General features: G+C 34.9%; 7 protein-coding genes. 5 read left to right on the top strand and 2 right to left on the bottom strand.

Annotated features, from left to right (window positions below; all coding sequences use genetic code 11):
* Positions 1–46: 46 nt before the first annotated feature.
* The gene (proC, locus tag ALGA_RS22630) at positions 47–844 is read right to left on the bottom strand and encodes a pyrroline-5-carboxylate reductase (protein WP_197705655.1); all 798 of its coding nucleotides are present in this window, start codon (positions 842–844) and stop codon (positions 47–49) included.
* A 361-nt stretch (positions 845–1205) separates the two neighbouring features.
* On the opposite strand from proC, the gene ALGA_RS22625 reads away from it, so the two are divergent.
* The 4 genes from ALGA_RS22625 (at position 1206) to ALGA_RS22610 (ending at position 6019) form a co-directional block, all read left to right on the top strand.
* Positions 1206–2201: a LacI family DNA-binding transcriptional regulator gene (locus ALGA_RS22625; protein WP_096433260.1), complete on the top strand. Its 996-nt coding sequence runs from the start codon at positions 1206–1208 to the stop codon at positions 2199–2201.
* 17 nt (positions 2202–2218) lie between these two features.
* Complete coding sequence (locus ALGA_RS22620) at positions 2219–3373, top strand: MFS transporter (protein ID WP_096433258.1); 1155 nt, start codon at positions 2219–2221, stop codon at positions 3371–3373.
* A 102-nt stretch (positions 3374–3475) separates the two neighbouring features.
* Complete coding sequence (locus ALGA_RS22615; RefSeq protein WP_096433842.1) at positions 3476–4573, top strand: ROK family protein; 1098 nt, start codon at positions 3476–3478, stop codon at positions 4571–4573.
* 18 nt (positions 4574–4591) lie between these two features.
* Positions 4592–6019, top strand: coding sequence for a glycoside hydrolase family 125 protein (locus tag ALGA_RS22610; RefSeq protein WP_096433256.1), 1428 nt, complete (start codon positions 4592–4594; stop codon positions 6017–6019).
* A 190-nt stretch (positions 6020–6209) separates the two neighbouring features.
* Here the strand turns inward: ALGA_RS22610 and ALGA_RS22605 are convergent, their stop codons facing one another.
* Positions 6210–8738 (bottom strand): Kelch repeat-containing protein, encoded by a 2529-nt coding sequence (locus tag ALGA_RS22605; RefSeq protein WP_096433254.1) that lies wholly within the window; start codon positions 8736–8738, stop codon positions 6210–6212.
* 465 nt (positions 8739–9203) lie between these two features.
* Here ALGA_RS22605 and ALGA_RS22600 point away from each other — a divergent pair, with 465 nt between their 5' ends.
* Positions 9204–12365 (top strand): SusC/RagA family TonB-linked outer membrane protein, encoded by a 3162-nt coding sequence (locus tag ALGA_RS22600; protein ID WP_096433252.1) that lies wholly within the window; start codon positions 9204–9206, stop codon positions 12363–12365.
* Positions 12366–12367 lie beyond the last annotated feature (2 nt).

Raw genomic sequence — 12367 nt, 5'->3', positions numbered from 1 at the left:
ATTCCCATTCGATTAGTTTAAACTAATCGAATGGGATTTTAGAATCCTATTTTTCAATCTTCTCAAATGAGGTAACAATTCCTTTGATTAATGCAGATGAAAATCCTTGGTGTTCCATTTCATTTAATCCAACAATTGTACAGCCTTTTGGCGTAGTTACTTTATCGATTTCCGATTCGGGATGATCATTATTCACCTGAAGCATTTCGGCCGCACCTTTCACAGTTTGAGACACGATCTGTTTTGCTGTATTGGCATCAAATCCAATTTGAATACCACCTTGAATCATCGCGCGAATAAATCGGAATACAAAAGCGATTCCACATGCACCTAAAATTGTGGCTGCTTCCATCAATTCCTCATTAATAATCAGACTTTCTCCCACACAATCGAAAATCATTTTTACATTTTGTGTTTCTTCTTTGGAAGCGTTTTTACCGCATATGCAGGTTATCGATTCCGATATGTTGGCTGCAATATTAGGCATTGCTCTAAAAACCGGAATTTTGTGATCCAGCATTTCTGAAATTTCTTCGGTTGTTAATCCTGTAGCAAGAGAAACAAGTACATGTTGCCCTTCAATTAATTCGCCCTTTATTTCAGCAATAATTTTACCAACATTGTAGGGTTTAACTGCAACTAAAATGATGTTCGAATTTCTTACAGCCTCACAATTATCTGATGTAATAGTGGCTCCATCTTTTGCTAAATCAGCTATTAAATCAATTTTTCTTCTTGTAGCTGTAACGTTGCTCGAGTTAAAATTATCATTGTTCAACAATCCTTTGGTAATGGATCGACCTAAATTTCCACAACCAATAATACTAATTTTCTGATTTTTCATATTCATTCATATTTGTCTAATAGCTTGACTATAACATAAGTTAATTGAAACCATGTAAAATCAGGCTTGAAAATAATATATAAGAAGAAATAAGGAGGTGTGATTGATTTTTCTTAGGGAATAAAAGTACAATTTTTTTTTTGAATCAACTTACAAATTCAAATTTCAGTGAATTAAAATAAAAACAATGTTAGCGTGTGGAGTAGTCTGTTAATCAGTGTTTTGCGTGTGTCTTATTTTGGGCTTAGTGATTAATATGGATGAGGTAATATTGTCCTTTTGAATAATGTTTTCAGAATTAGAAAATAATACATACTTTAGTAAACCGATTTAGTAAACCGATTTAGTAAAAAGAAATCAATTGAAAAAGAAATCAATTAAAGATATCGCCCAAGATTTAGGAGTTTCAAAAACTACTGTCTCATTTGTTTTAAACAAAAAAGGAGATGAGAAGAATATCAGTAAAAAAACTCAAAAATTGATACTGGATTACATCAAGGAAGTAAACTATCAGCCAAATCAAATTGCGAAGAGTTTAAAAAATGGTACAACTAATACCATTGGTTATCTGGTGCCTGATATTTCGAATCCATTTTATGCTAAAATCGGACGAATAATTGAAGATCTTCTTTGGGAAATGGGTTACCATTTACTAATTGGGAGCACCGATGAAAAAAAGGAGAAAGAGGAGCTATTGCTTAATATGTTCGCAAATCGTCAGGTTGATGGATTAGTTATAGCCTCTTGTTTTATAAGTAGTGATGCATTAGAATCTCTTGCAAAGCAGAATTTCCCAATGGTTTTTTTCGATAGAGAAGACCCGGCTGTATCGGCCAATTATATTTTGGTTGAGAATAAAGCCCCAATGAAGGAAGCTATTCAGAGAACGATAGATAAAGGCGCAAAAAAAATAGGCTTACTATCCATTACACCGGATGTTTATTCTTTAAAATTAAGGATAGATGGATACAAGCAGGCATTAATCGATAATGGATTGGAACAAGATGAAAGTTTGCTTCGAATTGTAGATAACAATCAGATTAAAGAAAGTGCGCAAAAGGAACTGAAATATTTGATTGAGGCTGGAGTTGATGTGATTGTTTTCACCAATAACCAGATTACCGCTACTGCCATTTGGTTGATGAATATGCTTTATCCTGAAAAGGTAGATGAAATCACTTTTGTTAGTTTTGATAATCTGGACATTTTCGATTATTCCAGGCCTAAAGTAATTTCCATTGCGCAACCAATAGATAATATTGCAAAACAATCTGTGAATATTTTGGAGGAGGTAATCAGAACAAAAGTGAGTAAAAATACAAGAATAGAATTAAAACCTAAATTAATAGAACGTTAAATATTTTACTTTAAACTATGAAAAATAATTATTTAAAATCAGGACCCATATTTTTAGCTTTCCTATGTATGGGGTTTGGTGATGTTGTTGGGCCACTAACAAGTCAATTACAGGCAGAGTATGAATTAACTAATTTTATGGCGGGACTGGTTACCTTCATGGGATTTATCATGTTTGGTTTGCTTTCTGTACCTATGGGATTGGTTCAGGATAGAAAAGGGAAAAAGTTTGTTCTGTTGTTAGGTATGATTACTGCATTAGCTGGTTTGGTATTACCTATTCTAGGAAATTTTTCATCATTTGGTTTATTGTTAGGCTCCTTATTGCTATTAGGAACCGGCGCAACGCTTTTGCAGGTGGCGGGAAACCCAATTATGAGGGATGTCTCTCCTGAAGGAAAATACTCCAGAAATCTTTCATTTGGACAATTTTTTAAGGCAATTGGATCACTTTCGGGTGCATTATTGCCATTATTAGCGGCTCAATATTGGGGTTTAGATTGGAAACTACTATTTCCTGTATATGCTGTTATTGTTTTAATAGCTGGAGTTTATCTTTGGTTTGTGAAAATTGAAGAGAAAAAAGATGATTCAGGATCTCCTGCCTCTTTTGGTTCTGTTTTAGCTTTATTGAAAAATCCTTACGTTTTCTTTATGGTATTGGCCATATTTTTATATGTAGGGGCAGAAGTGAGTATGAGTGCAAAACTACCTAACTATTTAGAACACAAATTCAATTTTGATATTCAGGAACTGGGATTGTGGGGAACTTTATTTTTCTTCCTTGCTTTGATGACAGGTCGATTTTTAGGGGGTGTTATTTTAAATTGGATGTCTCCATCCAGATTTTTGAAAATAACCACACTTTTGGCTTTGGTCGGGATTGCGGGACTTTATGTTGCAACAAGCGCAACGATGGGATTCGTAGCCATCTTCGTTATTGGATTAGGCTTTGCCAATATTTTTCCTTTGGTATTTTCAATTACCATTGATGCAATGCCTGAGAGAAGCAATGAAATATCCGGATTGATGGTGACAGCAATTATTGGAGGAGCTATTGTTCCCGTAATTTTTGGTGCTGTGGCAGATATCTTCTCACTTATGGCCGGATTTATTGTTACACTTGTATGTATCGGTTATATTTTTGGATTGTCATTTTATAAAAGAAAGTAAAAAAAGCATATGAAACGTCCATGACAGGCAGTTGTGACACACAGAGGCATGATTATTGGTCATGGTAAGTTCCATATGGCAAAAACACATAATTATAATCATATGAATATTTGGAACGATAAAAGAGTTGTTCTAACTCTTGATGCAGGAGGAACAAATTTCGTTTTTTCAGCAATGAAAAGTGGAGAGGAAATAGTTGAACCAATTCGAAAGCCATCAAATGCCGATCAGCTTGATCTTTGTTTGAAGACAATTACTGATGGATTTCAGGAAGTTCTGAATTTACTTTCGGAGAAACCTGTTGCAATTAGTTTTGCATTTCCAGGGCCTGCTGATTATAAAAATGGAATTATTGGTGATTTACCAAATCTTTCTGCATTTAGGGGAGGAGTTGCATTAGGACCAATGCTCGAAGAGAAATTCTCGATACCTGTTTTTATTAATAATGACGGTGATTTATTTGCCTATGGCGAAGCCTTGGGAGGTGTATTACCTGCTATCAATAAGCGTTTAGAGGAGGCAAATAGTCCTAAACGATATCGAAATTTAATTGGTGTGACTCTTGGTACCGGATTTGGTGGCGGATTGGTGCACAATAATGAATTGTTTACTGGGGATAATTCAATTGCCACAGAGGTTTGGCTAACAAGTTCGCGTGTTTTTCCTGATCGGTTTGCTGAAGAGGGAGTAAGTACCCGGGCTATTCAGAGAACTTTTCTGGAAAATGCAAAAGGCAATTATTCCAATGAATTGATGCCTAAGGATGTTTATGATGTTGCTATGGATGGAACTAATACAGATCAAGACGCAGCTTTAAAAGCATTTGAACTGTTTGGAAGATGTTTGGGAGATAGTTTGGCTAATCTTTTAACCATTACCGATGGTATTGCTGTTATTGGTGGAGGTTTAACCGGTGCTCATGATTTATATATGCCCGCAGCTTTGAAAGAAATGAATGGAAATTGCTACACCGCAAGTGGAGAGTCTCTTCCTCGTTTGGTTCAAAAAGTGTATAATATCGATAAGGATTCAGAATTTAAAGAATTTGCTTCAGATTATTCAAAAGACATACAAATACCGGGAACGGATAAAACGATAAAATATGATCCAAATCCACGATTAGCAGTTTGCTTTAGTAAGCTCGGAGCAAGCAAGGCGATTGCAATTGGAGCTTATGCATTTGCATTGAAGAATTTGTAGTAGTAATTCAGAGGAATCATGGAAAGAAGGACTTTTTTAAGAAACTCAGTTTTGTTTACCGGTGGAATGGCATTGACAGGTGTTGGTTCTATAGCATCGGCGCAAAACTTAAGATACGTTTCGAAGCGACCCGTAAAAAGTGATCGCAATTTTGTCAGCACTTCTGTCGATAAGATTATTGATAAAATAAAAGAACAAATTTCGAATCCTGAATTGTCATGGATGTTTGAAAATTGTTTCCCAAATACTTTGGACACAACAGTTCTGTATTCAGAGGATTCTGGAAAACCTGATACCTTTGTAATTACCGGTGATATTAATGCCATGTGGCTTCGGGATTCTACAGCTCAGGTATGGCCATACTTACCATTGATTTCGGAGGATGAAAAATTAAAAAACTTGTTTAGAGGAGTAATCAATAGACAAACCAAGTGTGTCTTGATTGATCCATACGCAAATGCATTTAATAAAGAAGCAGAAGGAAGTCATTGGGAAAGTGATAATACCGAAATGAAACCCGAATTGCACGAAAGAAAATGGGAAATAGATTCTCTTTGTTATACAATTCGTTTGGCATATCATTACTGGAAAACATCTGGGGATGATAGTTGTTTTGATGCAAAATGGGAAGAGGCTGCAGAATTAATTGTGAAAACATTTAAGCAGCAACAGCGAAAAGAAAATCGTGGACCATACTCTTTCGAGCGAAATACGACTAGGCCATATGATACTCTACCAGGTGGCGGATATGGAAATCCTGTTAATCCTATTGGATTAATTGTTTCTTCATTTCGACCTTCGGATGACGCAACAGTATTGCCATTCTTAATTCCATCGAATTATTTTGCTGTTACTTCTTTAAGGCAATTGACTGAGATATTAACTTATTTGGGTGTAAAAGAAAAACTTGCCGATCAAGCTTTGAATCTCGCTAAAGAAGTTGAAACTGCACTTACAAAATATGCAATATCAGATCATATGAATTATGGTGAAATATTGGCTTTTGAGGTTGATGGTTTTGGTAATAAGCTGTTTATGGATGATGCGAATATTCCAAGCTTACTGGCTCTGCCTTATTTAGGGGCGATGGATTCGTCAGATGTTCTATATCAAAATACGAGAAAATTTATTTTGAGCGCAAATAATCCATGGTTTTATAAGGGGAAATATGCAGAAGGAATTGGTGGTCCACATGTGGGTGTGGATATGATTTGGCCTATGAGTATTATAATGAGAGCGATGACCTCCAGTGATGAAAAGGAAATTATTTCCTGTTTGCGGATGCTGATTGCTACTCATGCTGAGACAGGATTTATGCATGAAACATTTCATAAAAATAATCCTGAAAATTTCACTAGATCTTGGTTTGCATGGGCAAACACATTATTTGGTGAATTAATATTTAAGTTGTCTCGGGAAAGACCAAATGTTTTGGCCGTTGTATAGGTGAAATGGAATAAGTGTTGTTTCTAGTACATAATTAATAAAAAGAGACAAGGCTTCGTAAGATTTTGTAGTAGTAGTGTGCTACCCGGATTGGGAAATGTAATGTTTTCCTTTCCGAACCTTATTTCACAAGTGGGTTAGTGATTTAGTAGGTTTTAAAAACCAGATGAAAGTCTGGTTTTTTTATGCGTTAAATTGTTGTGTTTTCTGAAACGATATCTTTAAACGAGAATTGGTATTCCTCGTTGTAGAGTTTTACATAGAGTTTTCTGTAATTTTCGTAAGTCTCCATTGCTATGCTATGTTTTCCTTGAATAGAAAGAAGGCTGCACTTTACACGAAGAGCAGTTTCATTCATAGGGTCGAATTCAAAAATAACATTTGAAATAGCCAGACGAATAGATGATTCAAAGCTGAATTTGGTCACCATTTCCTCCAGGGTACTTACAATTGTACCAGTTGCTTTGTCTTTAAAGGAATCCAACCATTCAGGCACTATATCACGAAGCAGAGTACCTCTGTATAAAATCTGAATTATTTCTTCTATTTTATTACTATCGGAGTTTGTTATTTGGCTGGCAATGCTGTTTTGAATACTTGCCAAATCACAAAAAACATTCTTCTCAAGTATCATTTTCCAGTAATTATTGTCAAAAGTAATTTCCACACCTTGAATGTCTTCTAAAATACTTCGTAATTTTTTAATATTTACACCTCTATTGTTTTTTGCCTTATCTTCTGATTTATCAGGCCAAAGATATTCTTGAATTCTTCGTGATGATATTCCTTTGCCATCTTCAAGAGAATACAATAGAATTAACAGGAATAATTCTTTTAGAGTTGGACTGAAGCGGTAGGTGATATCTTTACTGTTATTATCAAAAACTTGAAATCCGCCAAATAAAAGAATGGAATTCAATTGAGGAATTTCATAGGTTGAAAGTTTTTCAGGGATAGTAAAAATGGGCGTCTTTTCTATTTTTTCATTTTTGATTCGGGCTTTAACTTTTCCCCTCACATAAAAGACTAATAAAAGCAGTATACCAGCTAAAAAGATGTAGAATAATTTTATAGATAATGGAAGAGAATGACTTTCCATATTTAATTCTATATCAGCTCCTGGCTCATAACTTATCGAATACATGGATACCTCATATGTTTCGGCATCAGCATCGGTTTCCTGTGAAGTAAGAGCAATCAATTTATTTTCACTTTTCCAATAGTACAAGTCTGCAAATGATTTGATGTCAACAAATTCATAAGGAATACTATCCCCAATAAAAGATAGTTTTGGATCATTAATAAACCCTTTTGCTACTTTAAGATGAGTACTGCTTTTTTGACAAGAAAATAGTAAGGTGTAAAAGGCACTGTCTTTTTCAGTAATTTTTAATGAATTTACGGGTAGGTATTGAAATTGATCATTTCGCTTTAATTCCCATAATTTTTTAATCTCTTTCTTTTTAAAGTCAATTTTATATAGATCGTAGTAAAATTCCTTTCCTAAAATTTGTTTTCCAAGCGAATTGCCCAAGCCGCCAAATAAATAAACAACGTTACTGTTTTCAGCTGAAAATCCAAGGGAACTACAATATCTAGGTTCAAATAAATCACCCTTTAGCTTAAGTTCAGTCCAGCTTTTACTTTTCTCATTAAAAGATTTGATTGAATTGGAATAGGAATAATACCCGTATCCGCAAAGCGTAGTTATTTGATTCGTAATAGGATGAATTAGTTTGTTGTGGTGCCACCACTTTGGTAAATCATTAGTTACACTATCGGAATGACTCCAGATTTGATTCTCTGGATTATAGATCGAAAAATCGTTGTGATTTAAGCTATAGGATACCAGTTGGTTCTTATTATTAATAATAAGTTGTTGCGATTTTTCAAAAACCGGAAAGCCCGATTTTTTTTTGTTGGTTGTTAAGGCATTTGTTTTTAGCGAGTAGGTGTGTGTGTCACCATTTTCGAGAACGAAATAAATTACTTCATTTTTTTTATCATATGCCATTGATGGCATTGAGGGAAACGATAATGTTTTAACTTTTGTCCACTGATTGTGGTAATCAATCACCCAATCAGGATTGTAAATTTTCGCAGTCCGGCTTGATAATATGTCTTTTACTTTGTCATTATCTGTTTTTCGAAATGGCCATAAATGTTTAGGAGTACCATCAACATGAATCGCTAAATCTTTTATAGACATAGATGGCACTTCATCAATGTAAAAGCCATATTTATTAATTACACCAAGTGATAATGAGAATTCGGAGGCTGTTGGGAATTCTATTGAGTTTTTAAAATGATGGTCTCCAAGTCTAAAAGAGATATCTCCATTCTCACTATCAATTTTAAGTTCGAATGAAACCCATCTGTTGCGAGCTAGGTTTAATTCATTAAAATTACAGTGAAATTTGGTTTCCTTTTTATTGTGAATTACATACAAGTCAGGTTCTCTGTAGGTAACCTGAATTAAATTATTTCCATTTTCTTCTTTTAAGGACATAATCTCACCATAGTGAGTATCCGTTTGCCGTAAAGAAAGCATGAAAGATATGGTGAAATTATTGGTGTACGATATGTTATTCTTGTGCGTAATATCAACACCAGTTCTATTTTCTTTTGATACTTCGTTGGATTTAAAATAAATGCCGTGATCGGCATAAAGATGTAACGAAGATATGATAAGGGTAATTAATGCGACTAAAAATCTCATTCCTAATTAGTGGGTTTGGTAATGTTCAAATATATCTAATTATAGCTAGATTATAAAGAGAATAACCCAAAAAGACTATGTTTGTAGCATTAATTTTGAAGCAAAGTTTTGCCTGTGTTTAAACAATAAAACATATAAAATGGATACTTTTTTATTATGTAGTCGTTTGTTTTTGTTTAAACATCTGAAAATTTAGATTGTCAATTCCCCCTATTGATTTTCCTAACAAATTGAAAAACTAATTCTAACTAAAAATAGTCGGGCGTTCAATAAATCTTTAAAGAATATATCAAATTGGCGCATTATTGTAAATGCCTGTAGATCAATAAAGACGGTTCTGATTAATGATTTTTGATACTGCATTAATTCAATATTAATCGTGAATTAATACGATTGCGCTAATATTGGTTACAGAAAAAAAACAACACTATTTTTTTGTTCATTGTATAATTAATAATTCTAACTATGAAGAAATGCTATTTACGAAATCTTCATTCAGGCCTATCTAACCCATTAGGCACTGGAAGTAAGATTGGGATTTTTGCGTTGCTTTGCGCGATGATGGTTCTTCCATTTTCTGCGAATGCAAACGTTAACAGTTTAACTGAAGACTATTCATCTGTTTCTGCTACACAACAATTAGTAACAGGTGCTGTTACTGAGGATTCAGGGATATCACTTCCTGGTGTGTCTGTTGTTGTTGAAGGGACTACAATTGGAACGGTAACGGATATCGATGGAAAATTCGAAATTACGGTTCCGGATGCCAGCAGTGTTTTAGTATTCAGTTTTGTCGGAATGCAAACACAAGAAATTACAGTTGGTTCTCAATCTGTAATTAATATTGTGATGGCTACTGACGCATTGCAAGTTGGTGAAGTTATTGTTACCGCTTTAGGTATTAAAAGAGAAAAGAAGGCTCTTGGTTACTCCGTTCAGGATGTAAAGGCTGAAGAGTTAACACAAGGAGGTAATTCTGATTTAGTAAGCTCTCTTGCTGGTAAAGTTGCCGGTGTACAGATTAATCAATCTGGTGGTGGAGTTGGAGGGGCTTCAAGAATTGAAATTCGAGGAGCAAGTTCGTTAAGTGGAAATAATGCTCCATTGTGGGTAGTAGACGGTGTGCCATTCGATGATGGTAATAGTAGAGATGCTAGTGTTTGGGGTGGAACATCTCGTGCCGGTGGTGCGTTTGACTTAAATCCTGAAGATATTGAGTCTGTTTCTATCTTAAAAGGACCTAATGCTGCAGCTCTTTACGGAGAACGAGGTGGTAATGGTGTTGTTTTAGTAACAACTAAACGAGGAACTCGTGGTAAAGGTTTGGGAATTTCTTATTCCGGTGGATTTACAATGTCTGAAGCTGCTTATATGCTGGATCTGCAAGATCAGTATGGTCAGGGAACAAATGGAGAGTACAGTAATAGTAGTACGTCATCTTGGGGATCTGAAATGCAAGGTCAAATGTTGGAGTCTTGGACAGGTGAGATGCTTCCGTATGAAGCACAGAAAGACCGTTTGAAAGATTTTACCCGCACGGGAACAAGTCAAAAGCACAATATTGCTTTTACAGGTGGTAATGAAGAAGGAGCTTATCGTGTGTCTTTAGGTAAGGATATCATGAACGGTATTTATGAAGATCATAAAGTTGAGAAATTGACTTTTGATTTGCGAGCTGACTATGATGTTAATTCATGGTTAAACGTTGATACTAAGGTATCATATTTTCAGACAGAAGGTAATGAACGTCCGGAAATAGGAACTTATTCTTATGTTTCTTATTTCAATACGATGCCAATGAATATTCGTAATCAGGATTTAACTCCAGGTTATGATATTATTAGCGGACAGCATGTTGAGAAATTATACACAACAGCAAATGCTAATTATAGAAATCCTTACTTCTTGCAAGCACAAACAACCAATTACGACGAGAAAAACAGAACATTTGGTTATGTGGCAGCAAACATCAAGATTAATTCTGACTTAAAAGCAAAATTTAAGTACGGAATGGATTTTTATGATTTCTCTTCAGTTGAAGGTTACCTTTTTGCAGATAACGTTGATGCAAGTAGACCAAATTACAACCCAACTCAATCTAATTTTAAGGAAGAAAATTATGAGTTTCTTTTGTCTTATAATAAAGAAATTAACGAAGACTTTACAATTGGTGTAAATCTTGGAGCTAATGATATGAGAAGAGTATCTAAAGGTTTGAGTGCAAATTCAGGTCGTTTGTCTTCAGAAGGTGATTTCTTCTTAGCAGCAGGATCTAATATTAAAGCTTCAGAGTCTGCTTCAGAAAGTGAAGTTCGTTCTGTATATGGTTTTGGTCAGGTTGCATATAAAAACATGGTTTTTCTTGATTTAACAGCTCGTAACGACTGGTCGTCAGCACTTACTGCGGCAGATGCGAAATATGATAATTCTTACTTTTATCCATCTTTAAGTTTAAGTGGCATTGTATCTGAAATGACGGATTTACCAGATTGGGTATCATTTGCAAAGGTTAGAGGATCTTGGGCAAAAGTAGGTAAGGCAACAGAACCATATAATACAAGTCAATCATTCACATTAGAGAGTGGTAACTATAACTTAACAAGAGGAAATGTTTCAGACCAGTCTGTAGTTGATGGTCTTAAGCCGGAGATTTCTACTTCTTGGGAAATTGGAGCTGATTTGAGATTATTGAATAATCGTATAGGTATTGATTTTACCTACTATAACGAGGAAACTAAAAATCAAATTCTTCCTGTTCCTGGTGTGCAAAGTTCAGGATATAATACAATCTTAATTAACGCAGGTTTAATTACCAATAAAGGGATTGAATTAATGTTGACTACTGTTCCTGTAAAAACGAAGGATCTGACTGTAGGTTTAGATTTTAATTTTGCAATGAACGAGAGTGTAATGGAATCATTAGCCGAAGGAGTACCAGAATATAGTTTTGGTATGAATGTAATGGCAATTCCAGGCGAGAAATTAGGTGTAATTCGCGGTAGTGTTTATGATCGTGATGCCAATGGTAGCTTAATTATTGATGAAAATGGTTTGATGGTTGTAGCTCAGGGTGATGACCATGTATTGGGAAATATTCAGCCCGATTGGACAGGTTCAATTAACTTGAGTGTTGATTATAAAGGTTTATTTCTAACAGCTTTAGTTTCTATTCAGGAAGGTGGAGATATTTTGTCTTCTTCTGAAAGAAGTGCTGTTTCTGCCGGTACTGCTGCTAGAACAACAGAAAATGACCGTATGGCATTCTTTGTTGATGGTGTTACTGCTGCTGGTGGAGCCAATAATGTTATTGTTTCAGCTGAAGAGTATTGGAGACAATTAGCAAAAGTAGATGAAGAATTCATGTACGATGCTTCTCATATGAAATTGAGAGAAGTGGCAATTGGATACAACATTCCTAAATCATTATTGAGTAAAATCCCTCATAATCCTGTTAAAAGTGCAAGATTTTCTCTTGTAGGAAGAAATTTATTGTATTTCTACAAAAACACACCAGGTACTGCTCCTGATGCGAGTGCTTATAGTACTGAGTTTGCTGCACAAGCATATGATTTCTCTCCAGTTCCATCTGCGCGAACTTATGGGTTCTCTCTTAATGTTGGTTTTTAATA

The organism is Labilibaculum antarcticum (genome assembly GCF_002356295.1).
GTDB classification, from domain to species: domain Bacteria; phylum Bacteroidota; class Bacteroidia; order Bacteroidales; family Marinifilaceae; genus Labilibaculum; species Labilibaculum antarcticum.
The sequence above is the reverse complement of the archived record's forward strand: the minus strand, read 5'-3'. Positions and strand labels throughout refer to the sequence as shown.

Coding starts and splice junctions, on each gene's coding strand:
- ALGA_RS22615 (WP_096433842.1), top strand. CDS start 3,476: ATGAATATTTGGAACGATAAAAGAGTTGTTCTAACTCTTGATGCAGGA.
- ALGA_RS22605 (WP_096433254.1), bottom strand. CDS start 8,738: ATGAGATTTTTAGTCGCATTAATTACCCTTATCATATCTTCGTTACAT.
- proC (WP_197705655.1), bottom strand. CDS start 844: ATGAAAAATCAGAAAATTAGTATTATTGGTTGTGGAAATTTAGGTCGA.
- ALGA_RS22600 (WP_096433252.1), top strand. CDS start 9,204: ATGAAGAAATGCTATTTACGAAATCTTCATTCAGGCCTATCTAACCCA.
- ALGA_RS22610 (WP_096433256.1), top strand. CDS start 4,592: ATGGAAAGAAGGACTTTTTTAAGAAACTCAGTTTTGTTTACCGGTGGA.
- ALGA_RS22620 (WP_096433258.1), top strand. CDS start 2,219: ATGAAAAATAATTATTTAAAATCAGGACCCATATTTTTAGCTTTCCTA.